Origin of the sequence: Polaromonas sp. CG_9.11 (assembly GCF_015752225.1) — a bacterium.
Classification (GTDB): domain Bacteria; phylum Pseudomonadota; class Gammaproteobacteria; order Burkholderiales; family Burkholderiaceae_C; genus Polaromonas.
Map to the genome: position 1 here is coordinate 1 of NZ_JADOVE010000031.1, position 26,666 is coordinate 26,666.

General features: G+C 59.8%; 23 protein-coding genes and 1 riboswitch. Of the genes, 10 read left to right on the top strand and 13 right to left on the bottom strand.

Going from position 1 to position 26,666, the window contains the following annotated elements; translation table 11 throughout:
• The 5 genes from IWX85_RS18430 to IWX85_RS18450 all read right to left on the bottom strand — a co-directional run.
• Nucleotides 1-1,617, bottom strand: a 1,617-nt coding sequence (locus IWX85_RS18430; RefSeq protein ID WP_255529478.1) for a SulP family inorganic anion transporter, incomplete at its 3' end; no start/stop codon positions are given.
• Nucleotides 1,618-1,686: 69 nt separating this feature from the next.
• The gene (gene chrA, locus IWX85_RS18435) at nt 1,687-3,066 is read right to left on the bottom strand and encodes a chromate efflux transporter (protein ID WP_196870724.1); all 1,380 of its coding nucleotides are present in this window, start codon (nt 3,064-3,066) and stop codon (nt 1,687-1,689) included.
• A gap of 17 nt (nt 3,067-3,083) precedes the next feature.
• Nucleotides 3,084-3,692 carry a methionine biosynthesis protein MetW gene (gene metW / locus IWX85_RS18440; protein WP_051984181.1) on the bottom strand — a complete coding sequence of 203 codons (609 nt, stop codon included), beginning with the start codon at nt 3,690-3,692 and terminating at the stop codon, nt 3,084-3,086.
• A complete protein-coding gene (locus IWX85_RS18445) occupies nt 3,689-4,915 on the bottom strand; it encodes a homoserine O-acetyltransferase (protein ID WP_231379957.1) in 1,227 nt (408 codons plus the stop codon). The genes metW and IWX85_RS18445 overlap by 4 nt, the downstream gene beginning before the upstream one ends.
• 230 nt (nt 4,916-5,145) lie before the next feature.
• Nucleotides 5,146-5,712, bottom strand: a complete 567-nt coding sequence (locus IWX85_RS18450; RefSeq protein WP_196870726.1) for a TMEM165/GDT1 family protein — start codon at nt 5,710-5,712, stop codon at nt 5,146-5,148.
• A 6-nt stretch (nt 5,713-5,718) separates the two neighbouring features.
• A riboswitch (yybP-ykoY riboswitch) is annotated at nt 5,719-5,926 on the bottom strand.
• Between the two features lie 158 nt (nt 5,927-6,084).
• Here IWX85_RS18450 and IWX85_RS18455 point away from each other — a divergent pair.
• Together IWX85_RS18455 and IWX85_RS18460 are read left to right on the top strand one after the other, a co-directional pair.
• Nucleotides 6,085-7,287, top strand: a complete 1,203-nt coding sequence (locus tag IWX85_RS18455) for an ammonium transporter (RefSeq protein ID WP_036812857.1) — start codon at nt 6,085-6,087, stop codon at nt 7,285-7,287.
• Nucleotides 7,288-7,609: 322 nt separating this feature from the next.
• Nucleotides 7,610-8,071: an RNA-binding protein gene (locus tag IWX85_RS18460; protein ID WP_196870727.1), complete on the top strand. Its 462-nt coding sequence runs from the start codon at nt 7,610-7,612 to the stop codon at nt 8,069-8,071.
• Nucleotides 8,072-8,401: 330 nt separating this feature from the next.
• On the opposite strand, the gene lptC is transcribed toward IWX85_RS18460, so the two are convergent.
• The 3 genes from lptC to IWX85_RS18475 are packed head-to-tail and all read right to left on the bottom strand — an operon-like array spanning nt 8,402 to nt 10,708.
• Nucleotides 8,402-9,100, bottom strand: coding sequence for an LPS export ABC transporter periplasmic protein LptC (gene lptC / locus IWX85_RS18465; RefSeq protein WP_196870728.1), 699 nt, complete (start codon nt 9,098-9,100; stop codon nt 8,402-8,404).
• Nucleotides 9,097-9,714 carry an HAD family hydrolase gene (locus tag IWX85_RS18470; RefSeq protein WP_196870729.1) on the bottom strand — a complete coding sequence of 206 codons (618 nt, stop codon included), beginning with the start codon at nt 9,712-9,714 and terminating at the stop codon, nt 9,097-9,099. Before IWX85_RS18470 ends, lptC begins: the two co-directional genes overlap by 4 nt.
• Before the next feature lies 1 nt (nt 9,715).
• On the bottom strand, nt 9,716-10,708 hold the full coding sequence (locus IWX85_RS18475) for an SIS domain-containing protein (RefSeq protein WP_036807613.1): 993 nt from the start codon (nt 10,706-10,708) through the stop codon (nt 9,716-9,718).
• A gap of 92 nt (nt 10,709-10,800) precedes the next feature.
• Here IWX85_RS18475 and IWX85_RS18480 point away from each other — a divergent pair, with 92 nt between their 5' ends.
• Together IWX85_RS18480 and IWX85_RS18485 are read left to right on the top strand one after the other, a co-directional pair.
• A complete protein-coding gene (locus IWX85_RS18480) occupies nt 10,801-12,786 on the top strand; it encodes a monovalent cation:proton antiporter family protein (RefSeq protein ID WP_196870730.1) in 1,986 nt (661 codons plus the stop codon).
• 14 nt (nt 12,787-12,800) lie between these two features.
• Nucleotides 12,801-13,346, top strand: a complete 546-nt coding sequence (locus IWX85_RS18485; protein ID WP_196870731.1) for a histidine phosphatase family protein — start codon at nt 12,801-12,803, stop codon at nt 13,344-13,346.
• Nucleotides 13,347-13,397: 51 nt separating this feature from the next.
• Here IWX85_RS18485 and mnmE read toward each other — a convergent pair whose 3' ends face one another.
• The 5 genes from mnmE to rpmH are packed head-to-tail and all read right to left on the bottom strand — an operon-like array spanning nt 13,398 to nt 17,495.
• Complete coding sequence (gene mnmE, locus IWX85_RS18490; protein WP_196870732.1) at nt 13,398-14,834, bottom strand: tRNA uridine-5-carboxymethylaminomethyl(34) synthesis GTPase MnmE; 1,437 nt, start codon at nt 14,832-14,834, stop codon at nt 13,398-13,400.
• A gap of 39 nt (nt 14,835-14,873) precedes the next feature.
• Nucleotides 14,874-16,583, bottom strand: coding sequence for a membrane protein insertase YidC (yidC, locus tag IWX85_RS18495; RefSeq protein ID WP_036807604.1), 1,710 nt, complete (start codon nt 16,581-16,583; stop codon nt 14,874-14,876).
• Complete coding sequence (yidD, locus tag IWX85_RS18500) at nt 16,580-16,897, bottom strand: membrane protein insertion efficiency factor YidD (protein WP_036807601.1); 318 nt, start codon at nt 16,895-16,897, stop codon at nt 16,580-16,582. The genes yidC and yidD overlap by 4 nt, the downstream gene beginning before the upstream one ends.
• Nucleotides 16,894-17,304 carry a ribonuclease P protein component gene (locus IWX85_RS18505; protein ID WP_196870733.1) on the bottom strand — a complete coding sequence of 137 codons (411 nt, stop codon included), beginning with the start codon at nt 17,302-17,304 and terminating at the stop codon, nt 16,894-16,896. The genes yidD and IWX85_RS18505 overlap by 4 nt, the downstream gene beginning before the upstream one ends.
• Nucleotides 17,305-17,360: 56 nt before the next feature.
• A complete protein-coding gene (gene rpmH / locus IWX85_RS18510) occupies nt 17,361-17,495 on the bottom strand; it encodes a 50S ribosomal protein L34 (RefSeq protein ID WP_007862708.1) in 135 nt (44 codons plus the stop codon).
• A gap of 827 nt (nt 17,496-18,322) precedes the next feature.
• Here rpmH and dnaA point away from each other — a divergent pair.
• From dnaA to IWX85_RS18540, 6 genes are all read left to right on the top strand, one after another.
• The gene (dnaA, locus tag IWX85_RS18515; protein WP_196870734.1) at nt 18,323-19,723 is read left to right on the top strand and encodes a chromosomal replication initiator protein DnaA; all 1,401 of its coding nucleotides are present in this window, start codon (nt 18,323-18,325) and stop codon (nt 19,721-19,723) included.
• Nucleotides 19,724-19,966: 243 nt separating this feature from the next.
• Nucleotides 19,967-21,073: a DNA polymerase III subunit beta gene (gene dnaN / locus IWX85_RS18520; RefSeq protein ID WP_036807594.1), complete on the top strand. Its 1,107-nt coding sequence runs from the start codon at nt 19,967-19,969 to the stop codon at nt 21,071-21,073.
• A gap of 99 nt (nt 21,074-21,172) precedes the next feature.
• Complete coding sequence (gene gyrB, locus IWX85_RS18525; RefSeq protein ID WP_196870735.1) at nt 21,173-23,797, top strand: DNA topoisomerase (ATP-hydrolyzing) subunit B; 2,625 nt, start codon at nt 21,173-21,175, stop codon at nt 23,795-23,797.
• A gap of 265 nt (nt 23,798-24,062) precedes the next feature.
• Complete coding sequence (locus IWX85_RS18530; RefSeq protein WP_196870736.1) at nt 24,063-24,494, top strand: BLUF domain-containing protein; 432 nt, start codon at nt 24,063-24,065, stop codon at nt 24,492-24,494.
• A 37-nt stretch (nt 24,495-24,531) separates the two neighbouring features.
• Nucleotides 24,532-25,143 carry a PolC-type DNA polymerase III gene (locus IWX85_RS18535; RefSeq protein WP_196870737.1) on the top strand — a complete coding sequence of 204 codons (612 nt, stop codon included), beginning with the start codon at nt 24,532-24,534 and terminating at the stop codon, nt 25,141-25,143.
• An 83-nt stretch (nt 25,144-25,226) separates the two neighbouring features.
• Nucleotides 25,227-26,330 carry a 3-deoxy-7-phosphoheptulonate synthase gene (locus tag IWX85_RS18540; protein ID WP_196870738.1) on the top strand — a complete coding sequence of 368 codons (1,104 nt, stop codon included), beginning with the start codon at nt 25,227-25,229 and terminating at the stop codon, nt 26,328-26,330.
• Nucleotides 26,331-26,666 lie beyond the last annotated feature (336 nt).

Sequence of the window (26,666 nt, forward strand, 5' to 3'; positions counted from 1 at the left end):
TGCGCTGCCCCACAAGGGGGCTGGCCTTGCTTGGGGCGGCCCGGCGCTGGCGGCCGTTGCCCCCACGCTTGTCGCAACGCGATCTGCGCTGCCCCACAAGGGGGCTGGCCTTGCTTGGGGCGGCCCGGCGCTGGCGGCCGTTGCCCCCACGCTTGTCGCAACGCGATCTGCGCTGCCCCCCGAGGGGGCTGGCGCTGCCCTGGCCTCTTCGGAGTCTTGCGGCGCATCGTCAATCACCACCAACTGCCGGTCCAGCCCTCGGCTGTCAAAGCCCATGCTGCGCATCGCGGGCCGCGAGGTGCGGTACAGAAATGACATCAGCGACAGCAGCATGCCCAGCAAGATTGCCATTTCCAGCCGGATCGTGACGGTGGCCACCATCGTGGCCAGCGCCACGCCAAAATCGGTGCGGCTCAGGCTGAACAGCTGGCGCCAGCGCGCAAAGTCCAGCAGGCTCAGCGCCACCAGCAGCAGCAGCGCCGACAGCGCGGCCATGGGAATCTGCGCCAGCAACTGCGAGCTGATCGCCACCAGCCCCAGCAGCAGCAGCGCCGAGAACACCGACGCCAGCGGCGTTCGGGCACCGGCCTGGAGATTCGGCATGGAACGGTTCATCGAACCGCAGGACACATAGCTGGAGAAAAACCCGCCGATGATGTTCGACAGGCCTTGTCCCCGGAACTCGCGGTTGGCGTCGATGCGCTGGCCCGAGCGCAGCGCCACGGTCTTGGCAATCGAAATTGCCTGGCCCAGCGCCACGATGGTCAGTGCAAATGCCAGGCCCACCAGGTCCGACGCCTGCGCCCAGCTGATGTGCGGCAGCTCGAAACGCGGCCACGGCGTGGCGATGTGTCCGATCAGGCGCAGTGACGAAGCCGGCGTTGCGCCGCCCCCGAGGAAGCGGCTCCACACCCACGCCAGCAGCGTCGCCACCACCAGCCCGATCAGCATGTAAGGCCAGCGGCGGCGGTAACGGCGCAGCCCCAGCGCGACGGCCAGCGTGATGGCGGCCACGGCCAGGGCGGCGGGTTTCGCCGACGGCAGTTGCGTGAACACATGCGCCAGCACCGCACCCGCGCCGTGTTCGGGGGCGGCGGCAATCCCCAGAAAATCGGGCAAGGCATGCACGGCAATCAGCAGCGCCGCGCCCGAGGTAAAGCCGAACAGCACCGCCGGCGAAATGAAATTGGCCAGCATGCCCAGGCGCAGCGCGCCAATCAGCCACTGCAGCACGCCAACCATCACGGTCACGGCCAGCGCCAGCTGGATGTAGGCCGGGCTGAAAGCCAGGGCCAGCGGCGACAGCATGGCAAACAGCGCCAGCGAATTGGCGTTGGTCGGCCCCGACATGACATGCCAGCTGGAGCCGAACAGCGCGGCGATGATGCACGGAACAATCGCCGTGTACAGCCCGTACTCAGGCGGCAGCCCGGCCAGCGTGGCAAAGGCAATGCCTTGTGGCAGGACCAGCACCGCACCCAGCAGGCCAGCCATGGCATCGGCGCGCAGTGTGGCCGGCGTGACCCAGCGCACCCAATTACCAAACAGCCGTTCCAGCAGACGGCGTGCCAGCCGGTGCGCCGAAGTGGCGCGGGGACTTTCAGGGGAGGCGTGCATGGGCCAGAGCATACCGCTGGCTGAGGGCGTCGGCAGCGCGCGGCAGGCCCGACATCTGTGCGAGAGCGATCAGGCCCAACCAGCCAGCCGCAGCGCAAGGCCGGCAACCGCTGAAGCGGCAATCACCGAAATCACCCCCCACTTGAGCCGCCACAAGGCCAGCGCCGCCAGCATGACCAGGGTAAGCGCCATCCAGTCGGGTTTTGTATCAAAATTCCATCCTGCGCCGGCTGGATAAGCGACAGCAGCTATGAAAAACAGAGCAAGATTGGCAATCACACCGACCACGGCCGCCGTCACGGCCGCCAGCGGCGCGGTCAGCTTGAGGTTGCCACGCGTTGATTCGACCCACGGCCCGCCCGCCAGGATAAAGATGAAGGACGGCAAAAAGGTGAACCAGGTCGCCACGCAGGCCGCCAGCGCGGCGCCCAGGAACAGCGCATCGGGCCCCAGCACCTGTTGGCCCCAGCCGGCCAGAAAGCCGACAAACGCCACCACCATGATGAGCGGGCCCGGCGTGGTTTCGCCCAGCGCCAGGCCGTCCATCATCTGCGCGGTGCTGAGCCACTGGTAATGCTCGACCGCCATCTGGTTCACGTAAGGCAGCACGGCGTAGGCCCCGCCAAACGTCAGCAGCGCCGCCTTGGTGAAAAACCAGCCGGTTTGCGTCAGCGTGGCTGACCAGCCGTTGGCCGCGACCAGCGCCGCCATCGGCAGCAGCCAGAGCGCGGCGCCCACGGCCAGCACGGCGGCCAGCCGCGACGACTTGAACCGCGCGTGCGCTGGCGTGGGCGTGTCGTCGTCGATCAAAGCCGGGGCATTCGTGACGCGGATTGCCGATGAATGCCTGCCGCGGCCCGCCAGCGCACCCGGCGCGAAACGCGCCAGCAGCGCGCCCGTCAGCAAAGCACTCAGCACGACCACCGGGAAAGGCAGCTTCAAGACTGCAACCGCTATGAAACTAATAGCTGCTATCGCCCACGGAACCGGCGCCAGCATCGGATTGCCCAATGATTTGCTGGCAATGCGGTGCAAGGCATGCAAAACAATCGCCGCCACGGCCGGCTTGATACCGTAGAAGATGCCCGCCACCAGCGGCAGCTGGCCAAAGGCCAGGTAGATCCAGCTCAGAAAAATCAGCAGCGCCAGCGAGGGCAGCACGAACAGCGTGCCGGCCACCACGCCGCCCCGGGTTTTATGCATCAGCCAGCCGAGGTAAGTCGCCAGCTGCTGCGCTTCGGGGCCGGGCAAGAGCATGCAGAAGTTCAGTGCATGCAGGAAGCGTTTTTCCGACACCCAGCGGCGCTTTTCCACCAGTTCGCGGTGCATGATGGCAATCTGCCCGGCCGGCCCGCCAAAGCTGATGAAGCCCAACTGCAGCCAGAAGCGCAAGGCCTCGCGCAAAGAAATGCGGGTGGGCGCCTCAGAGGAGGAAGACGAAATGTCCATGGTTCGTGACTTCGCGCTCAAGCCCGCTGCAGCTTGAACACCGCCCGGCTGGCGCGGGCATTGGGCCAGAAACGGATTTCACGGCCATCCTGCAAACCGAATGAATCGAGAATCTGCAGCCGGTTTTGATGGGCCAGCGCGGCAAAGTCCTGCAGCGTGCCGACGCGGATGTTCGGCGTGTCATACCACTGGTAGGGCAGCACCCTGGTCACCGGCATGCGGCCGCGCAACACGGCCAGCCGGTTCGGCCAGTGGCCGAAATTGGGGAAGGCGACGATGCCGATGCGGCCCACGCGCGCCGTTTCGCGCAGCATGACTTCGGCATTGCGCAAGTGCTGCAGCGTGTCGATCTGCAGCACCACGTCGAACGAAGCGTCGCCAAACAGCGCCAGCCCGTCTTCGAGGTTGAACTGGATCACATTGACACCGCGCGCCACGCAGGCCTGCACGTTCGCGTCATCAATCTCGACGCCGTAGCCCGAGCAACCGCGCGCCCGGATCAGGTGGTCGAGCAGCGCGCCATTGCCGCAGCCCAGATCGAGCACGCGGGAACCCTTGGGCACCAGCCGGGCAATCGACAGCTGGTCCGGAGACGGCGGCAGGTTGGTTTGCGTCGTTCCATTCATAGCATCACCTTGCTCTCGAAATAGGAGCGCACTATGCCCATGTAGCGTGCGTCATCGAGCAAAAAGGCATCATGACCGTGCGGCGCGTCGATTTCGGCGTAACTCACATCAACCTGGTTGTCGAGCAAGGCCTTGACGATTTCCCGGCTACGTGCCGGGGAAAAGCGCCAGTCGGTGGTGAAGCTCACGATTAAAAATTTGGCGCTGGCCTGCGCCAGCGCGCGGCTCAGGTCGCCGCCGAATTCAGCCGCCGGGTCGAAGTAATCGAGGGCCCGGGTGATCAGCAGATAAGTGTTGGCGTCGAAGTACTCGGCGAACTTGTCGCCCTGGTAGCGCAGGTAGCTTTCGATCTGGAACTCGACGTCCTGAGTGGTGTAGCGGTAAGGCGCAACGTTGGCCAGGGCAGCACCCATTCCGTCCAAGCCAGGGCCGCGGATCCGGCTTTCCCGGTCCGCAGGCGCAGCGGCCCCCTCGGGGGGCAGCGAACCACGCGAAGCGGGGAGCGTGGGGGCCACCACCTGGCGGCCAAATTTTTCGTTCATCACGTCGTCGCTCAAATAGGTGATGTGGCCAATCATGCGGGCGATGCGCAGGCCGCGTTTGGGCAGCACGCCGTGGCGGTAGAAGTGGCCGCCATGAAAATCCGGGTCGGTCACGATGGCGCGACGCGCGACTTCGTTGAAGGCGATGTTTTCGGCCGTCAGGTTGGGGGCGCTGGCCACCACCACGGCGTGGCGCACCCGCTGCGGGTATTGCAGCGTCCAGGCCAATGCCTGCATGCCGCCGAGACTGCCGCCCATGACGGCGGCCAGCGTCTCGATGCCCAGCGCATCGAGCAGCCGGGCTTGGGCGTTGACCCAGTCCTGCACCGTGACGACCGGAAAATCGGCACCATACACCTCACCCGTGTCCGGGTGGGTCTGCATCGGCCCGGTGGAACCGAAGCACGAGCCCAGGTTGTTCACGCCAATGACAAAAAACCGGTTGGTATCGAGCGGCTTGGCCGGCCCGATCATGGTGTCCCACCAGCCCTCGGACTTGTCCCTGACCTGACCGGCGTCGTCCAGATAAACGCCCGCCACATGGTGCGAGGCGTTGAGCGCATGGCAGACCAGCACCGCGTTGGACTTGTCGGCATTGAGCTGGCCGTAGGTTTCATAACTCAGGTTGTAGGCACGGATCGAGGCGCCACTGCGCAGCGGCAGCAGCTCGGCAAAGTGCATCGATTCGGGCGTGGCGACAAGGACGGAGGCAGTTGGCACTGTTGATGGATCCACGATAAGACAGACTCAAGATCAGGACAGGAAAACAGCAAGGCGAAGCGCAAAAAAGAAAACCCGGCATCGCCAAGGCGAGTCCGGGTTCATGGGGAGAATCGTCTTTAGCCGTACTTTTTACGCGCCCGCAAGCTGAGCAAATCAGCGCATTGCCAGTATAGCAATCCGGCCAGCGCCTACGCTGGCACCAGCAGCGCCAACACGCCCAGCACGGCAAAAACCAGTGCCGACACGATATGCACCACGCGCAGCGGAATCAGGTGCATGAAACGGCTGCCGAGCCAGACCACCGGCGCATTGGCCAGCATCATGCCCAGCGTGGTGCCGGCCACCACCCAGAAATAGGCGTCATAACGCGCGGCCAGCATGACGGTGGCAATCTGAGTTTTGTCGCCCATTTCAACCAGGAAAAACACGAAGACCGTGGTGCCGAACACCCCGAAACGCAGTGGCTTGCCGGCGTTGTTGTCGTCATCGAGTTGGTCCGGAATCAGCATCCACACGGCCATCGCAATAAAGGAGACGCCCAGTATCCAGCGCAGGGTTTGCGGTCCCAGGAGAGTCGTCACCCACGCGCCCAATGCGCCTGCCATGGCATGGTTTGCCACAGTGGCCACCAGGATGCCCAGAACAATGGGCCAGGGTTTTCTGAATTTTGCCGCCAGCACCAACGCAAGAAGCTGGGTTTTGTCGCCCATTTCAGCGAGGCCGACGATACCGGTGGAGACGAGGAAAGCTTCCATGCAACAAACAGCTCAGGCCGGATCAAAAAAACCAATGACTGCACGACATCCCCGGCCCGAAGCTTTTTACAAGTTCTGGAGGCTGTGCAGTCAAAGGTCTCGCCAGGCTAACTGCTGTTTGCGCCATGTCGGCCTTTTTTAGCAAGGCCAGACAAGTCTGTTGACGCAAACCCCTTTCAGTAAAGAAGGGCGGCTACTCCCCAATGACAGCGGGCATTGTATCGGCGGCTTCCAATGCCGCTGGCATGGACCATCGGCGTTGCACCAAGAAAAGCCTTTTTCACGGCGCGTTTCTTGCTTTGTTTTGGTGCAATTTTCGGCATTCGCCAGAAAATGCACCAAACAATCACATATCACTTTCGAAAGCGCGTTATGGAAGCACTAAAACAGGGCAATGACGCTTTGTTCATCTTATTGGGCGGCATCATGGTGTTGGCGATGCATGCCGGTTTTGCATTTCTGGAACTTGGCACGGTGCGCAAAAAGAACCAGGTCAATGCGCTGGTCAAAATCCTGGTGGATTTTTCAGTCTCCACCGTGGTTTATTTTGCCGTGGGCTACGGCGTGGCGTATGGCACCCATTTTTTTGTTGGCGCCGAGGAGTTGGCGGCGAAAAACGGCTACGAACTGGTCAGGTTCTTCTTTTTACTGACGTTCGCAGCAGCCATTCCGGCGATCATTTCAGGCGGCATTGCAGAGCGTGCGCGCTTTTATCCCCAGTTGATTGCAACAGCCGTCATTGTGGGATTTGTTTACCCGGTTTTTGAAGGCATCGCCTGGAACCACCATTTTGGCGTGCAGGCCTGGATTCTGTCGGTCACCGGTGCCGAATTTCATGATTTCGCCGGCTCGATCGTGGTTCACGCCATGGGCGGCTGGCTGGCACTTCCGGCAGTCCTGTTGCTCGGCGCCCGCAGCAATCGTTATCGCAAGGATGGCGCGATGTCGGCACATCCCCCGTCGAACATTCCTTTTCTGGCATTGGGCGCATGGATATTGATCGTCGGCTGGTTTGGTTTCAACGTGATGAGTGCACAAACGCTCGACAAGATTTCCGGACTGGTTGCGGTGAATTCACTGATGGCCATGGTGGGCGGCACATTGGCTGCGCTGGCATTTGGCAAAAACGACCCGGGTTTTGTACACAACGGCCCATTGGCAGGACTGGTTGCAGTGTGCGCAGGTTCTGACGTGATGCATCCGCTGGGGGCGCTGGCCGTGGGCGCTGTCGCAGGCGCCGTGTTTGTCGTGATGTTCACATTGACCCAGAACAAATGGAAGATTGACGATGTACTGGGGGTCTGGCCGCTGCACGGCGTCTGCGGCACTTGGGGTGGACTGGCCGCCGGGATTTTTGGCAGCAAAGCATTGGGGGGTTTGGGCGGCGTCAGCTTTGGCGCGCAATTGATCGGCACCACCTTGGGCGTCATGTGGGCGGTGTTGATGAGCTGCGTGGTGTATGGCACGCTCAAGTGGACGCTGGGGCTGCGCCTGACCCAGGAAGAAGAGTTTGAAGGCGCCGACCGGTCGATTCACCGCATTGGTGCAACGCCCGAACACGAAGTCAATTGGTAACTTTATGCAACTAGTGCAATTACACGCAATCCGAGCGATTTTGGCTTCTCAACAACGGCGATCAATTCAGAACAAATTTGGCTCCAAAATAACTTTCAGAAACTCAGTGTTTCTACCTACCAAATCTTGGTGGCATGGTGTTCCATGCGGAAATTCCACTGCGGTTCTTTTGACGAACTGAAGCATAATATGTGGGTACAAATTCAAAATTTGTACTTGTTAGGTGATCGGTCAGTTTCGCGCGCTACAGCGGTACGTTCAAGATTTGTTGTGCTTTCGGGACCCCATCGCTTTTATTTATGTGTTTTAGAGGAGTCCCTTCATGGGCAACAAACTATACGTCGGCAACCTGCCTTACTCGGTGCGTGACGAAGACCTGCAGCAATCTTTTGGTCAATTCGGCGCTGTTACCAGCGCCAAAGTCATGATGGAACGCGACACCGGTCGCTCCAAGGGCTTTGGTTTTGTCGAAATGGCCAGCGATGCGGAAGCACAAGCAGCCATCAACGGCATGAACGGTCAGCCTCTGGGCGGCCGCAGCGTTGTTGTGAACGAAGCCCGTCCGATGGAGGCACGTCCTCCACGCACCGGCGGCTTCGGTGGTGGCGGTGGCGGCTACGGCGGTGGCGGTGGCGGTGGCGGCGGCGGATACGGCGGCGGCGGTGGCGGTCGTTCTTCCGGCGGCGGCAGCGACGGTGGTTTTCGCAGCCCGTACGGTGGCGGCGGCTCTGGCGGCGGACGTTCCGGTGGCGGTGGCGGCGGCGGTGGACGCGGCGGCTACTAAGCCCTGCGCTATTTACCGGCAGGCCAATTGGGCTGCAAAAACAGCTTCTTCAGTCTCTGATTAAAGACAGCTTGAAACGGCTTCAAGACTTCGGTTTTGAAGCCGTTCGGCATTCCAGTTCACTTTTTTCGATGGCAAGTAAACACCCTTAGTGGTTCTGCCGGTGCCGGGAATATGGATGCAATTCGCATATTTTTCCTCACTCCCCCTGCACCAAGTACGCCCTGTGTTCAGGACAGAAAACTCCTGCATGCGAACTTTGAGTGCATCAGGTCTGCTCGACGGCTTTGCAAGCATTACTTTCACGCTACATTGCGCAGTTTGCGCCCGCTAGGGTTTGGGGTCAGGGGGCCGGTTTGCTGAATTCGGCATCAAGACCCCGCGAACCCGGCCTGTGAGAACGGCCACCTGGTCCAGGTTGTTGTAGGTAAAAACATTGCCGGTGAACTGGTCCGCGCCCCGGATCAGGAGCACAGGCAAATGAGACTGGACGCGCTCTTCATTCAAGAAAGCATGAAGAAATTCACCGCGAAATTCCAGCCTGGGCGCTTCCTTTCCTTGTGCGTCGCGACTTGCTTCGCGCACGACACGTGCATTGCCAGTCAACTGGACCTCTGACCCGTCGCCGTTTGAATAAGCCCGATTGGCGATGGCCGTGGTGAGTTGCCTGTTGATATTGATGCTGTGAATCCGGGCCTGGTCAATTTCCAGAATGTCGGTGTCAGCGAAATGCCGGGCCTCCGTTCCGGCAATCTCACTCTTGAGCTTGCCTTCCTCATCAAACGTCTTGATGGTGAAATCCTGCATGAAATAATCGACCTCATGCCTGACCTCCGTGACCACCTCCGGAGCGTTGAAAGTTGGCGTATTACGCACCAGCCAATAGGTTCCCAAGGCCAGCGTCGCCATCATGAGGAGCGGCATGTACATAGCCGTCTGGTCCCAGAGGGAGAGAAATTTTCGCCATCCACTTTTACGTGGCACCGTAAAGTTGCCGGTGTTTATGCGGCGGGTCAAGGATTGCGTCATGCAAAGTACTCACGCAGCAGCCGGGCATAGTGGCCACCGGCGACAAGTAGCAAATCACAAAATTCACGGGCAGCGCCCTCGCCTCCCCCGGCCTGTGTGACGTGATGGGCGCGTGACCTGACTTCCAGATGGGCATTGGCAGGCGCACAACTTAATGCCGAGCAACTCATGACGGGCAGGTCCGGCCAGTCGTCGCCCATCGCTGCGGCTGTATTCCAGTCCAGTCCAAGGGTCTTCAAGGTCTGCTCGGCAGCCGGGCGCTTGTCTTCGGTTCCGAAGTGGCAATGCTGGATTCCCAGCGCCTTCAGACGCCCTCGCAGCACAGAACTGTCGCGGCCGGTGATGATGACAGGCGTGATGCCTGCTTTTTGCAGCAGCTTGAGCCCATGACCGTCCAGTGTGTTGAAGCGTTTGATGATTTCGCCGGACGATCTGAACCCCTCCACCTCGCGGGCGTGTTCATGTCCGTCCGGATATTCCGAAAAATACAAGCCGCCATCGGTCAGGACCCCGTCCACATCGAAAAACGCGACCTTGATGCCTTGACACCTCAGCAGAAGTTCCGGTGAAAAATTCAGGAACGGCTCAGTCGTTGCAAGATCAGGGAATGGCATATCAGATCACCTTTGCACGCATCAGGTCGTTGGTGCTGAGAGCGCCGCAAAGCCTTCCAGTTTCATCAACCACCAGCACGCTATTGATGCGGTGCTGTTCCATCAGCGCCACGGCTTCCACCGCAAGCGCGCTTCTGCCTACGGTACGCGGGTCGACATGCATCACGTCAGCGGCTGTAAGGCTTCTCAAATCCACGCCTTTTTCAACCAGCCGGCGCAAGTCGCCATCTGTAAAAATTCCATGAACCTGCTGGCGGCTGTCCACGACAGCCGCAGCGCCCAATCCCTTTGCGCTCATCTCGCGCATGAGTTCGGTAAATGAGGCTTCGGCAAAGACCTTCGGAACAGCGTTGCCACTGCGCATCACGTCGCTCACATGGGTGAGCAACTTGCGGCCCAGCGCACCGCCAGGGTGTGAACGGGCAAAATCTTCTTCCCGAAAACCTCGCGCGTCGAGCAGCGCCACGGCCAGTGCATCGCCCATGGCGAGCTGCGCCGTGGTGCTGGCCGTAGGCGCAAGATTCAGGGGGCACGCTTCCCTGGCAACGCTGGTGTCGAGCGTGATGCGGGCCTGTCTGGCCAGCGTGGATTCCGGGCCGCCAGTAATGGCAACAAGCGCCACGCCCAAGCGGCCCAACACGGGAAGAATCGCGACCAGTTCCTCGCTTTCGCCGCTGTTGGAAATGGCCAGCACCACGTCGCTTGCCTGGATCATCCCGAGATCGCCATGGCTGGCTTCAGCCGGATGCACGAACAAGGCCGCTGTACCGGTCGAAGCCAACGTCGCAGCAATCTTTCGCCCAATGTGCCCGCTTTTTCCCATGCCCATGACGACCACGCGACCCCGGCAGGCCGCCATCAGCCCGACCGCCTGAACAAACTCATCTCCGATGCGGCTGACCAGGTCCAGCACGGCCGCTGCTTCGATTTCGAACGTTTTCCGGGCCAGGCTCAAAACCTGCTCCGCATTAATAGTCGCAGCATCAAAATTCATGGCTGCATTCTATCGATCCCTGTTACCAACAGCATGCCCAAACGCCCACCAGACTGGCCAGCCACGCAATACCCTTCAGCTACCATCAGCGAATGAGTGCGCTTGAACTGACCCTTTTGTACCTGCTGGCCGCCGTGCTGGGGGTGGTCATTTGCCGGTCGTTCAAATTGCCCCCCATGCTGGGCTACCTGGCCGTCGGCGTGGTGATTGGCCCGCATGCGCTGGCCTTGTCGCAGAACTCCGAAGGGGTGCGCCATCTGGGCGAATTCGGCGTCGTGTTTTTGATGTTCGTGATCGGACTGGAGTTCAACCTGCCCAAGCTGCGATCGATGCGCCGCCATGTGTTCGGCCTGGGCCTTCTCCAGGTGGCACTCACCATGCTGCTGGTCACCGTGGGCTCGCTGTTTTTGGCGGTCATGGCGCCGACGCTCTGGACCATGCAGTGGCAAACCGCGTTGTCGCTGTCGGGTGCCATGGCCATGAGCAGCACCGCCATCGTGGTCAAGCTCCTGGCCGAGCGGCTGGAAATGGCGTCCGAGCATGGCAAGCGGGTAATGGGCGTCCTGCTTTTCCAGGATCTGGCCGTGGTACCGCTGCTGGTGCTGATTCCGGCACTCGGTTCGCCTGCCGACGAGCTGTTCATAAGCCTGGGCATTGCCGCGCTGAAGGCTGCGCTACTGCTGGGCCTGCTGCTGACGGGCGGGCAGCGCCTCATGCGCTGGTGGCTCACGATCGTGGCGCGGCGCAAGAGCGAGGAGTTGTTTGTACTGAATCTGCTGCTGGTGACGCTGGCGCTGGCATGGCTGACCGAACTCGCTGGACTGAGCCTGGCACTGGGCGCCTTTATCGCGGGCATGCTGATTTCCGAAACCCAGTACAAGCACCAGGTCGAAACCGATATTCGGCCTTTTCACGATGTACTGTTGGGCCTTTTTTTTATCAGCGTCGGCATGATGCTGGACTGGCACGAGGTCATTGACCATTGGGCATTGGTGCTGCTGCTGTTGACGCTGCCGGTAGTGTTCAAGTTGATCCTGGTCACGGTGCTGGCACGCGTTCTGGGGGCGACCGAGGGCGTATCGCTGCGCACCGGCCTGTATCTGGCGCAAGCCGGCGAATTTGGCTTTGTGCTGCTGTCGCTGGCGCAAGGCAGCAAGCTCATTCCGCCTGCCTTGATGAATCCCATCCTGGCCAGCATGGTGTTGTCCATGCTGGCCACGCCCTTCATCATCCTCTACGCCAACCGCATCGTGATGAAGCTGGTGTCCAGCGAGTGGCTGCAGCAGTCGCTTCAGATGACCACGATTGCCAGCAAATCCATGAGTGCCAACAGGCATGTGATCATTTGCGGCTACGGGCGCTGTGGCCAGAACCTGGGTCGCATGCTGGAGCGTGAAGGGATTCCGTATATTGCGCTGGACCTGGACCCTGACCGGGTCCAGCAAGCTGCCGCCGCAGGCAGTTCGGTCGTGTTTGGCGATGCGGTGCGCTTGCAGGCGTTGATCGCGGCCGGGCTGGTGCGGGCCAGCGCCGTGGTGGTAACCTATCTGGACACAGCCAGCGCATTGAAAGTGCTGGCCAACGCACGCACGCATGCGCCCACGGTGCCGATCATTGTGCGTACCGTGGATGACCGTGACCTGGAAAAGCTCAAGGCAGGCGGGGCAACGGAAGTCGTTCCGGAGGCGATTGAAGGCAGCCTGATGCTGGCCAGCCACGCGCTGGCGCTGGTGGGCGTGCCCATGCGCCGCGTGATCCGCGTGGTGCAGGACCAGCGTGACGAACGCTACAACCTGCTGCGTGGTTATTTTCGGGGTGCTGACGACGACACGGCAGATGAGCTGGAGCAGGAACGTTTGTCTACGGTGACGCTGGTTCCAGGCCTCAGTTCCGTCGGCCAGACACTCGGCGATATGGCACTGCAGATGCTCGACGTGCGCGTGGTCAGCCTGCGGCGCAGCAACGGCAAAACGCTCAGGGCAAATGACGACCTCAGACTGGAGGGAGGCGACACTCTGGTCCTGTCCGGCAAGCCGGAAGCGTTGGCGCTGGCCGAACAGAAACTTTTGAACGGCTAAAAGCTAACACCGGCATGCATAGACGGCAATTTACCGGCGCATTGCTGGCGGCTCCCTGGCTGGCGCAGGCGCAACCCGATGCGCTGGGCGCGCAGTTGCGCGCTGGCGCCTGCGTGGTACTTCTGCGCCATGCGCCAACCGATCCGGGCATTGGCGACCCCCCGGGCTTTCGACTGGACCAGTGCAGCACCCAGCGCAATCTCAGCCCGGATGGACGTGCCCAAGCCGAACGCATCGGGCAATGGTTCAAATCGCGAGGTTTGGAGCCCAGCGCAGTGCAGTCCAGCGCCTGGTGCCGTTGCAAGGACACTGCCGACCTGGCGTTTGGCCGTCACAGGGTCTGGCCGGCGCTGAATTCCTTTTTTGGCGAATACCGCACCAGAGATGCCCAGACAGCGCGCTTGCGCGCTGCGTTGAAGGGCATGCCCGCAGGCGCATTTGAGGTGTGGGTCACGCATCAGGTCAACATGACCGCACTGACTGGCGAAGGCATGGTGATGGGTGAAGCGCTGGTGCTTGACGTCACGGGAACTGTCGTTGCCCGAAGTACTTTTGCTTAAAACCGCTCTCGTCGAGCCCCCAATAAACTGCGGAAACCGTGATCTGGTGCGCTATTTTCCAATGCAAAACTTGGAAAAAATTTCGCCTAGCAAATCGTCGGCGCTGAATGCGCCAGTGATCGAACTCAGATGCAACTGGGCCTGACGCAAATCTTCGGCCAACAGATCGAGAGCGGGCATCACCGCGGTCAACTGGTTTTGGGCCGTAAGCAACTGCAGGTGTACCTTGCGCAAGGCGCTGACATGACGTTCACGCGCCATGAAAGCCCCTTCAGGCGAAGCCTGCCAGCCCACAACCTTCAGCAACTGCTCGCGCAGGGTCTGGAGGCCAGCCCCGGTCTTGGCAGAAATCAACACGCCGCCGTCCACCTGACGCAAGACTTCCGGGCTGGCCATGTCGGATTTGTTCCACACATCGATGACCGGTGTGTTTTTTGGGAGTTTTATAGCCAATACGCTTTCCAGACGGTCGTCTTCAGCTACGTAATTTATAGCATTGTCAATGCTTTCACCGGTATTTTGACGGGTCAGGTCGTGCAGGAACAGCACGGCATCGGCACTTTCGATCTCGGCCCACGCCCGCTGGATGCCGATTTTTTCGACTTCATCGAGCGCCTCGCGCAAACCGGCCGTGTCCACCACATGCAGCGGCACGCCTTCAATCTGGATCAGCTGCGACACCTTGTCGCGGGTGGTGCCGGCTACCGGGGTCACGATCGCCAGTTCGGCGCCCGCCAACGCATTGAGCAGCGAGCTTTTGCCGACGTTGGGCTGGCCGGCAATCACGACCTTGATACCTTCGCGCAGGATAGCGCCCTGGGTCGCACGCTGCATCACATTGGCCAGCGTCGCCTGAAGGCGCAGCAACTGGCCGTGCGCATCAGCTTGCTGCAAAAAATCAATCTCTTCTTCTGGAAAATCCAGCGTCGCCTCGACCAGCATGCGCAGGTGGATCAACTGGTCCAGAAGCGTCTGGACAGCCTGCGAAAACTCGCCCGACATCGAGCGTGCTGCGGACCGCGCGGCTGTTTCGGTGCTCGCATCGATCAGGTCGGCAATCGCCTCGGCCTGCGCCAGGTCAATCTTGTCATTGAGGAAAGCCCGTTCGGAGAATTCGCCAGGCTCGGACACCCGCAACGCCGCCAGCACGGGCTGGCCGGTCTCCGCGTCGGTCGCAGCAGCCGCTTCAAGACATTGCGCCAGCAACAGCTGCAGGACAACCGGGCCGCCATGCGCCTGCAATTCCAGCACGTCTTCCCCCGTAAAGGAATGCGGTGCAGGGAAAAAAATTGCCAATCCCTTGTCAATGACCTGCCCCCCTGCATCCCGGAAAGCCAGGTACGTAGCCTGGCGCGGAGAAAGTGCGCGGCCGCACAAGGCCTTCACCACCGGTGCAATGCGCTGGCCTGAAATACGCACGATTCCGACAGCGCTGCGACCCGGCGCGGTGGCAATTGCAACAATGGGATGGTGGTGGCGGGCCAGCATGACGCCTCAATGGTGAAGGACCGCTGCGCGGCCCTTTTTTTATTTGAACTTCGGCAGGTTGAACTGCGGCGGAACACCCATCCGGGTATTGATGACCCACTGTTGGGCAATCGACAGGATGTTGTTTGTGATCCAGTACAGCACCAGGCCGGCGGGAAAGAAGAAGAACATCACACTGAAGATCAGCGGCATGAACCACATCAGCTTGGCCTGCATCGGATCAGGGGGTGCAGGGTTAAGTGCCGTCTGCAGCATGGTGGTCAAGGCCATGACGACGGGCAAGATGTAGTAAGGGTCTGGCGACGACAGGTCCCTGATCCACAATATCCAGGGTGCACCACGCATCTCGACGCTGGACAGCAGTACCCAGTAGAGCGCGATGAACACTGGAATCTGGACCATGATCGGGAAGCAGCCACCCATCGGATTGACTTTTTCCTCACGGTAGATCTTCATCATTGCCTGCTGCATTTCCTGCGGCTTGTCTTTCAGGCGCTCACGCATCTCGGTGATCTTGGGGTTGATCGCCTTCATCTTGGCCATGCTCGCATAGGCCTTGGCATTGAGCCAGTAAAAAGCGATTTTCAGCAGCAGCACCAGGGCAACGATGGACCAGCCCCAGTTCTGGAGGAAGCTGTGCAGTTTGTCCAGCAGCCAGTAGAGCGGCTTGGCCAGGATCGTGAGCCAGCCGTAATCCTTGACAAGTTCTAGCCCGGGCGACAGGGACTCGAGGACTTTTTCCTCCTGGGGGCCGACAAAAAATTTTGAATCGATGGTCTTCGAAGCACCCGGCGCGATCGGCTCCAGCGGCGTGATCATGCCAGCGGCATACAGGTTGGTGTCGACCTTGCGCAAAAACAGGTCGCGTTTCAGGCCATCAGGCAGTATCCAGGCCGATGCAAAGTAATGCTGCACCATGGCCACGTAGCCGTTCGTTGCCTGTTTCTCGACATCGACCTTGTTGTTTTCAATGTCCTTGAATTCAACTTTCTGGTATTTCTTGGCTTCGGTATATATTGCCGGACCGGTAAAAGTCGAGTAGAACGACGATTCGCCTGGCGGCTTGTTGCCGTCACGCACCAGTTGCAGGTAAAGCTGCGGAGCGACTGCCGAAGTGCCAGTGTTGATGACCTCATGGCGCACCGCGAGGTCATAGGCCCCCCGCCCGATGGTGTAAGTTTTAAGCAGTTTCACCCCGCCCAGGTCAGCGGATTCGAACTGTACCTGCATCTCGTTTTGCCCATCCTTGAATGTGCGCTCGCCCGGCAGCAAGGTCATCGGCGTTTTGTGGGTGGGGAAAGTGCCGCCGTTGCTGCCAGCAATCAGGCCTGTCTGCGCCACATAAACACGGTTCGTGCTTTCATCAAGCAGCACAAACCCCTGGTCTTTCTGGGTCATGTCCTTGTACTTGATGAAGGCCGAATGAACCAGGGTTCCGCCTTCACTGTCGAACGTCAGGGAAAGCACATCGGTGTTGACGACCACGCGCTCCCTCGTGGCAGACGGCGCAGCTGATGACGCGCCGGAAGGCACCGCAGCCAGAGAACCGGACGCTATGCTGGCAGCAGGCGACGGCACGGCAGCGCTGCCGGTAAACGCTGGCGTAGAGGCAACAGGCGATTTAGCGGTCTGGGTACTCGACGGGAAAAAAGTGGCTTTATTGCCATGAAAGACCTGCCACTGGTCCCACAACAAAACCATGGAAAAACCAAAAATCACCCACAAGATGGTGCGGCGGATGTCGTTCATGACGGCGTCTTTTTAGAAGAAATGGAAGCCGCAGGCGTAAACAGGCGGCTGAAAAAAGAAGCAGATTGTGGAGGCGGCACCGGATCAAGCCCCCCATCGCACCAAGGATGGCAGCGCGCCAGCCGGCGCAGTGTCAGGTAGCTGCCCGTTGCCGCACCATGCTGGTCCAATGCCTGCAAAGAGTAAGCTGAACAACTGGGCTGAAAACGGCAGTTCGAGCCCAGCGAAGGGCTGATCAGCAAGCGGTAAGCCGTGACCAGGCCCATCAACGACTTTTGCGGAAGACATTTCAAGATGGTCAAAATACGGCTCATGCTTCCTTGGCTCCGGCTTGCATCAGGGTCTGAATTTCATGGCGGACAGCCTGCCTGAGCTGATCGGAAACGGCACTGACAAATTGCGCGCGGGCAAAGCCGCTGCGCAGGCGAACCACAAACGCAGCCTGCGGATAGAGCTGGGAAAAATCGGCACACACCGTATAAATTTGTCTTTTGATGGCGTTTCGCGTCACAGCCCGTTTTGCCCAGCGTTTGGGAACCATCGCACCGATCCACATGTCCTGATGGCGAAACAGCCCGCCAGGCTCAACCGGTTCGGCTGTCTCTGGAACCGGAATCTTGGTATCAAGCTGGTTCCGGTGCAAGGCAAAGTGCGGTGTTCTTGCAATGATGGTTCCAGCCAGAACAGCTTGGAACTGCGCACGGGTTTTAAGCCGCTGCACTGGTGATTGGCATCAGTTCAAGTGCAGAAAGACTGGATTGCCCGTAAAAAACCAGCTTAGACAGCCAGGCGTTTGCGGCCTTTGGCGCGACGGGCGGCAATAACTGCGCGGCCGCCACGGGTTTTCATGCGTGTCAGGAAACCGTGGGTGCGGGCGCGCTTGACTTTGGAAGGTTGGTATGTGCGTTTCATGATAAATCCTGGTGGCCCTAACGGGCTTGTTACTGGGCTGTCAGCTGTAAAGCTTCATTTGGCGATTCGAATGATCTTGGTGGCTGTACGAAACCACGGCCAATCTGGCAAGTCTCAACAACCGGCAACACATCTGCTTGACCCTGACAGGTGAATTCAGAACGAACCCACACACAAAGCTGCGCAGACAGCCTCAAGCCGCTACGAATCGGGAAAACCCGTGATTATCACAGATTTCTTGAAGCTGGCAACCAGCCAAACAGCTGGGCAGTCAGGGAAGCCTGAAATATAGGCTTTGAATCCTGTGATTCCAGGCTGGAAAAGGGCAAAACAACTCGAGCCTCCAGACCAATTTTCCAGCGCAGGTTTTCCCCCTGTCTTTATCTTCAATTCTTTAATTCAAATTAGTAGCAGTAGTAAGGGCGGCGCTTTTCTGTGGACAGTGCCCTTATTCCTTTTCCAATCAATCACTTGGCGCTTGTTTAACCATGTGGCAAGGACCCAGGCATGTGGGCTGTGCGACATGAACAACTTTTGGTTTTGTCAAATGCCTGTGGATAAGTCATGGGTTACTAAAAAGTTATCCCCAGGGTTTGGCTAGTGCCTGCCGTTGGAGGCTTCGTGCCGGGCGGATAAGGCATACAAATTTCATGAGTCGCGCAAGAAATAAGTTGGCCATGCCGGGTTCAGGAAGCGCGGACACATTTTGAAAATCCCTGGTTTGTGGATAACCGGCCACCCCGACTACAATTGCGGGTGCTCAAAATTAACAATATCCACAAGCAGCGGGCGGCTGCTTTGCACCGGCTTCCAGGAAAAAAAATGCCATGAGCGAAGTGTCCGTGTCGAGCCTCACCGACGATCTATGGCAAATCTGCGTTGACCATCTGGTCCAAGAGTTACCTGAGCAACAGTTCAACACCTGGATACGGCCACTGGTAGTGGTGATCGCCGTCGACTTGTCCAAAGCGACTGTGCAGGTCGGCAACCGGTTTAAGCTCGACTGGGTGCGGGCGCAGTATGCGGCGCGGATTGCGGCGCTGCTTGAACAGGTTTCTGGCCAGCGAATCCCGATCGAGTTGACACTTGCGCCCCGGGAGGCGCCCTCAAAGTTGGAGCCGCTGGTCCGAAAATTCGACAGCACTGCAGGCGTCGCAGAACAGGCCTCCACCGTCGCAGCCGCAGAAGATCTCGCTGGTTCGGCCTTCAAAAATCGACTCAATTCCGCACTCACGTTCGACACGCTGATCGAAGGCACGGCCAATCGCATGGGCCGGGCCGCAGCACTGCATGTCGCGAGCAGCCTGGGTCAGCTCTACAACCCGCTGTTCATCTATGGTGGCGTCGGTTTGGGAAAAACCCATTTGATGCATGCGATCGGCAACAAACTGATGGCCGACAACCCGGCCGCCAAAGTGTTGTACATCCATGCCGAACAGTTTGTCTCGGATGTGGTGAAGGCTTACCAGCGCAAGACGTTCGACGAGTTCAAGGAACGTTACCACTCGCTGGACCTGCTGCTGATCGATGATGTGCAGTTTCTGGCCAACAAAGACCGTACGCAGGAAGAATTTTTCAACGCGTTCGAAGCCTTGCTGACGAAAAAGTCGCACATCGTGATGACCAGCGACACCTACCCCAAAGGGCTGACCGATATCCATGAGCGCCTGGTGTCGCGCTTTGACTCCGGCCTGACCGTGGCGATCGAGCCGCCCGAGCTGGAAATGCGCGTCGCCATCCTGATCCGCAAGGCCGATGTCGAAGGCGCGGTGATGCCCGAGGAAGTGGCGTTTTTCGTTGCCAAGAACGTCCGCTCCAATGTCCGCGAACTGGAAGGTGCGCTGCGCAAGATCCTGGCCTACTCGCGCTTCAACCACAAGGAAATCTCCATCCAGCTGGCACGTGAAGCATTGCGCGACCTGCTGTCGATCCAGAACCGGCAGATTTCGGTCGAAAACATTCAAAAAACGGTGGCCGATTACTACAAGATCAAGGTCGCCGACATGTATTCCAAGAAGCGGCCGGCCAGCATTGCCCGGCCGCGCCAGATCGCCATGTACCTGGCCAAGGAACTGACGCAAAAGAGCCTGCCTGAAATCGGCGAGCTGTTCGGCGGACGCGACCACACCACCGTGCTGCATGCGGTTCGCAAGATGGCGGCTGAACGCCAGCTGATGACCGAACTCAACCAGCAGCTCCATGTGCTGGAGCAAACACTCAAGGGCTGAAAACCAGACATTTTTAAAGCTGTGGACAAGTTTTGAACAAGTTGCCACTTATCCACAGGAGCAGATGACAATCGAAAGTTGTTCATGTTTGACATGCAACCCGCCTAGCACTGCAACACATGGTTAAACAACCGCCAAGTGCTTGATTGGAAAGGGAATAATGGCGCTGTCCACAGAAAAGCGCCGCCCTTACTACTGCTACTAATTTGAATTAAAGAATTAAAGATACAGACAGAGGAAAAGATGATCGTTCTGAAAGCCACCCAAGACAAGTTTTTAGGCGCACTGCAATCGGTTGCCGGCATCGTGGAGCGCAGGCACACCTTGCCTATCCTGGCCAATGTGCTGATCCGCAAGACCGGTGCGCAGCTGCAGCTGACGACCAGCGACCTGGAAATCCAGATTCGCACAAGCGCTGAACTTGGCGGCGATGACGGCGACTTCACCACCACCGTGGGCGCCCGCAAGCTGATTGATGTGCTCCGCTCTATGCCGAGCGACCAGACGGTGTCGCTTGAGTCAAGCCAGAACAAGCTAATTCTCAAAGGCGGAAAAAGCCGCTTCACGCTGCAGACCCTGCCCGCCGAGGACTTTCCGCTGGTGCAGGAAGCGGCCAGCTTTGGGCCGGTGTTCTCGGTGCCGCAAAAGGTGCTCAAGGAACTGCTCAACCAGGTGTCGTTCGCCATGGCGGTGCATGACATTCGTTACTACCTGAACGGCATCCTGTTTGTCGCCGAAGGCAAGCAGCTGAGCCTGGTCGCCACCGATGGCCACCGGCTGGCATTTTCGTCGGCGACGCTCGATGTCGAAGTGCCCAAGCAGGAAGTGATCCTGCCGCGCAAGACGGTGCTGGAAATGCAGCGTCTGCTCAGCGACAAGGAAGGCGCGATCGAGATGCAGTTTGCCGGCAACCAGGCCAAGTTCAGCTTTGAAGGCATGGAATTCGTCACCAAGCTGGTCGAAGGCAAGTTCCCCGACTACAACCGCGTGATTCCGAAGAACCACAAGAACATCATCACGCTGGGCCGTGCGCCCTTGCTGGCCAGCCTGCAACGCACCGCGATCCTGACCAGTGAAAAATTCAAGGGCGTGCGTCTGAACATCGAGCCCGGCACATTGCGCGTGGCCTCGAACAATGCCGAGCAGGAAGAGGCCGTTGATGAACTCGACATCGACTACGGCGGCGACTCGATCGAGATTGGCTTCAACGTGACCTACCTGATCGACGCCCTGAACAACATGAGTCAGGACATGGTGAAAATCGAACTGTCCGACTCCAACAGTTCGGCCCTGCTCACCATTCCGGACAATGCCGCCTTCAAATACGTTGTGATGCCGATGCGGATTTGAGGCAATTTCAAGCGCAACACGCCTGAAGCGAAAGACAGACCCGCGAAGCTCCGCGGGTTTGGTCATTCAAGAGATTGAAGAAATTGGGAACTGCTGGTCATGACTGAAGAAAACAAACTGAACGAAACCGATCAAGTCCACGTCTCGGACGGATTGGCGGGCGAAGGAAGCTCCAATTTCCAGCCCAAGATCGACACCAACCAAGCCGGCGCTTCAGAAGCCTACGGCGAAGGCTCCATCCAGATCCTTGAAGGCCTGGAAGCCGTGCGCAAGCGCCCCGGCATGTACATCGGCGACACCTCGGACGGCACCGGCCTGCACCACCTGGTGTTCGAGGTGGTGGACAACTCGATCGACGAGTCGCTGGCCGGCCATTGTGACGACATTTTGGTGACCATCCACACTGACAACTCGGTCAGCGTGGTGGACAACGGCCGTGGCATCCCGACCGGCATCAAGATGGACGACAAGCACGAGCCCAAGCGTTCGGCGGCCGAAATTTCGCTGACCGAACTGCACGCCGGCGGCAAGTTCAACCAGAACAGCTACAAGGTGTCGGGCGGCCTGCACGGCGTGGGCGTCAGCTGCGTGAACGCGCTGTCGAAAATGCTGCGGCTGACGATTCGCCGCGATGGCAAGGTGCATGTCATGGAGTTTTCCAGGGGCTTTGTGCAAAACCGCATCCTGGAATCGGTCAACGGCGTCGAGGTGTCGCCGATGAAGGTGATGGGGCCAACCGACAAGCGCGGCACCGAAGTCCACTTCCTGCCCGACACCGACATCTTCAAGGAAAACAACGATTTTCATTACGAGATTTTGAGCAAACGCCTGCGTGAACTGAGCTTTTTGAACAACGGCGTGCGCATTCGCCTCAAGGACGAACGCACCGGCAAGGAAGACGATTTTGCCGGCGCCAACGGCGTCAAGGGCTTTGTGGCCTTCATCAACAAGGGTAAAACCATCCTGCACCCCAACGTGTTTGCCGCCATGGGCGACCGCCAGAGCGACCAGGGCACCAACATCGGCGTTGAAGTGGCGATGCAGTGGAACAGCGGCTACAGCGAGCAGGTGCTGTGTTTCACCAACAACATTCCGCAGCGTGACGGCGGCACCCACCTGACCGGCCTGCGCGCCGCGATGACGCGCGTCATCAACAAGTACATCGATGACAGCGAGCTGGCGAAAAAAGCCAAGGTTGAGGTCACCGGCGACGACATGCGCGAAGGTCTGTGCTGCGTGCTCAGCGTCAAGGTGCCCGAGCCGAAGTTCTCCAGCCAGACCAAGGACAAGCTGGTGTCCAGCGAAGTGCGCGGCCCGGTCGAGGACATCGTCAGCAAGCTGCTCTACGACTACCTGCAGGAACGCCCGAACGACGCCAAGATCATCGTCGGCAAGATCATCGAAGCCGCCCGGGCTAGAGAAGCCGCCCGCAAGGCCCGCGACATGACGCGCCGCAAGGGCGTACTCGACGGCATGGGCCTGCCCGGCAAGCTCGCCGACTGCCAGGAAAAAGACCCTGCGATGTGCGAGATTTACCTGGTCGAGGGTGACTCTGCCGGCGGTTCGGCCAAGCAGGGCCGTGACCGCAAGTTCCAGGCGATCCTGCCGCTCAAGGGCAAGATCCTGAATGTTGAAAAAGCGCGCTATGAAAAGCTGCTGACCAGCAATGAAATCCTGATTCTGATCACCGCTTTGGGCACCGGCATTGGCAAGGGCGGCGGCGTGGGCGGCACGCCCGGCACCGACGACTTCAATGTCGCCAAGCTGCGTTACCACCGCATCATCATCATGACCGATGCCGACGTGGACGGCGCGCACATCCGCACCCTGCTCCTCACTTTTTTCTACCGCCAGATGCCCGAACTGATCGAGCGCGGCCACATCTACATTGCCCAGCCGCCGCTGTACAAGGTCAAGGCCGGCAAGGAAGAGCAGTACCTGAAAGACACAGCTGCGCTGGACGGCTTCTTGCTGCGGATTGCGCTGAGGGATGCGTCGGTGCAGACCAGCGCCGACGAAAGCGCCGTGCTGACCGGCGAAGCGCTGGCCGAGCTGGCGCGCAAGCACCAGCGCGCCGAGTCGGTCATCAACCGCCTGAGCGGTTTCATGGATGCCGAAGCGCTGCGCGCGGTTGCCGATGGCGTGTCGATCAACCTCGACACGGTGCTGGATGCCGAAGCGTCCGCCGTCGCACTGCAAGCCAAGCTGCGGGAGCTGAACACGACCGGCGCTCCCGCCGACGTGGCGGGCGAGTTCGATGAACGCAGCGACAAGCCGATTTTGCGTATCAGCCGCCGCCACCATGGCAATGCCAAGAGCAGCGTGCTGACGCAGGACTTCGTGATTGGTGCCGACTACGCGACTTTGGCCGAAGCGGCTTCCTCCTTCCTTGGGCTGATCGGCAGCGGCGCCAAGGTCATGCGCGGCGAAGGCGATCGGCGCAAGGAAGAAAAGATCAGCGACTTCCGCCAGGCCATGCGCTGGCTGATCGGACAGGCTGAAAATGGCACGTCACGCCAGCGTTACAAAGGGCTGGGTGAAATGAACCCGTCGCAGCTCTGGGAAACCACACTCGACCCGAAGGTGCGCCGCCTGCTCAAGGTGCAGATCGACGACGCCATTGAAGCCGACCGCGTGTTCACCATGTTGATGGGCGACGAGGTCGAGCCGCGCCGCGAGTTCATTGAACAAAATGCGCTGCGCGCCGGGAATATCGATATTTGACGTTTTTGCAAAGGCGAGAAAAGTCTTGCGGGTCCAGCTGAAACGCCAGAGCGCATGCGTTCTGGCCAGTGAACCAATTTTTGGCATGAAATTGGTCTCCAGCGCATGCTGTTCATGTGTTGGCGGCTATTTTTTCAATAGCAAAAAATGCTGACATATTGCCTGCTGTGATAACCTGTTCCAGCGGATTCGGGTCTAAAAAATTGAACCTGTAAAAAGTCGAAAGTCGTATTTCCCTCGTGCTCTCGAATCAGTAAATTTCTTTATGCCAGCACTTCATTCCATCGTTTACACCAGCACGGCTGTGCATCCCATGAACTCCGGTGATCTGGACGCGCTGCTTGTGGATGCCAGGAATTTCAATCGCCAGAATGCGATCACCGGCGTACTGCTGCACTGTGGCAACAATTTCATGCAGTGCTTTGAAGGACCGGAAGCTGCCGTTCAGCAGGTATACCAGCGCATCCTCGGCAGTCGCAAGCACACCGATGTGCTGGAGTTCATGAACCTTCCGATTCAAAAACGGACCTTCAGCGACTGGGCGATGGGCTCTGCCACGACGACACCGTCGGAACTTCTGGCGCTATCGACCGCGCAGTGGAGCCAATTGACCAGCGAATTGACTTTTTCGCCGTTCACGCCACCGGGCCTGGCAGTTCTTCAGGTTTTCTGGAGCATGCGGCAAAGCAGCCACTGACCCCCCTTGACGCCACGCGTTTCATGACCCGTTTCCCATGACCCTCACCGCCGTCATCGACTTTGAAACCACCGGCATTTCGCCCGCCTGCGGCGACCGTGCCACCGAGGTCGCCATTGTGCTGCTCGAAGGCGGCCAGGTGGTGGACCGTTTCCAGAGCCTGATGAATGCCGGCGTTCGCATTCCGTCCTTCATCACCCAGTTGACCGGCATCAGCAACGCCATGGTGGCCGGCGCGCCCGATGCGGCGCAGGTCATGCTGGACGCCAGCCGGTTTGTCGGCGCGGTGCCGCTGGTGGCCCACAACGCCGCGTTTGACCGCAAGTTCTGGCAGGCCGAACTGACCCGGGCCGGGCTGGACGCGCCGCAACCCTTCATCTGCACCCTGCTGCTGTCGCGCCGGCTGTATCCGCAGGCACCGAATCACAAGCTCGGTTCGCTGGTCGATTACCACCGCTTGCCGCGCACCGGCCAGGCGCACCGGGCTTTGGCCGATGCCGAAATGGCCGCCGGCCTGCTGGGCCAGATCCAGCATGACCTGCGCACCCGCCACGGCGTGGCGCAACCCGACAACGTCCTGCTGATGGCCTTGCAGCGCTGCGCCAAAGCGGCTGTTGGCACCTTCATGGCCAGGCATGCCAAAGACTGAATTTCGCAGTTTGCTACTAAATATATAGCTACTTGTGCCCGTCTGACGTGCGCTAGAGGCCATAAACATCAAAAATCCAGCTTATGAACAACCGTGTCCGCCCTGCTACGCCGCTTTCCACCCACGACACCACCCGGATCGACGACCTGCGCATCGGCGCGGTGCGTCCGCTGATCACGCCGGCGCTTCTGCAGGAGTGGCTGCCTGCGCCCGACAGCGTTCAGGCACAGGTAGCGAGCAGCCGCGCCGCGATTTCGCGCGTGCTGCACGGCGCTGACGACCGGCTGGTGGTGGTGGTCGGGCCGTGCTCCATCCACGACCACGCGCAGGCCATGGACTACGCCCGCCAGCTCAAGGCGCAGGCCGGTGCGCTGCAGGACGACCTGCTGATCGTGATGCGCGTGTATTTTGAAAAGCCGCGCACCACCGTCGGCTGGAAGGGCTACATCAACGACCCGCACCTGGACGGCAGCTTTGCCATCAACGAAGGGTTGGAAATGGCGCGCCAGCTGCTGCTCGACGTGCTGGCGCTGGGCCTGCCCGTAGGCACCGAATTCCTTGACCTGCTGAGCCCGCAGTTCATCAGCGACCTGGTGAGCTGGGGGGCAATTGGCGCTCGCACCACCGAAAGCCAGAGCCACCGCCAGCTCGCCAGCGGCCTGTCCTGCCCGGTCGGCTTCAAGAATGGCACCGATGGCGGCGTGAAGGTCGCGGCCGACGCCATCCAGGCCGCCCAGGCGCCGCATGCCTTCATGGGCATGACCAAGATGGGCCAGGCAGCGATTTTCGAGACGCGCGGCAACGACGACTGCCATGTGATTCTGCGCGGCGGCAAGCAGACCAACTACGCAAAAGCCGATGTCGATGCTACCTGTGCGCAGCTCCAGGCCGCCGGCCTGCGCGAGCAGGTGATGATCGATGTGTCGCACGCCAACAGCAGCAAGCAGCATGCCCGCCAGATTGAGGTCGCCGCCGACGTGGCCGCGCAAGTCGCAGCCGGCGACCACCGCATCATGGGCCTGATGATTGAAAGCCATTTGAACGAAGGCCGGCAGGACATCGTCGCCGGCCAGTCGTTGCAACACGGCGTGTCGGTGACCGATGCCTGCATCAGCTTTGCGCAGACGGTGCCGGTGCTGCAAGGGCTGGCGGCGGCGGTGCGGGCGCGGCGTTTGGCTGGGACATGAACTTTGCGATGGATTCGGCCAGCGCATTTGGCCGGTTTTCTCCGACGTAGCCGACCATTGGGCCAGCTACATGCGCAATCGAGCCGCATTGCACACGCCATCGACAGTCTGCTGGTCTCCACTGCACTGCATCATGACTTGCGACTGGTTACCCGCAACACCGGGGACTCTATGCCGGGCTTTAAGTGATCAACGTGTGGGAATCGACTGCGCGATAACCGTGCCAGGCGTCCAAATTACAAACTGACCTTACGCAGCCGCCTGTCCTGTTAGCCTACGCGCATGAAAAATTCTGAACTGGAGTTGTACACGGATTACCTGCTGAGCAGCTTTGGC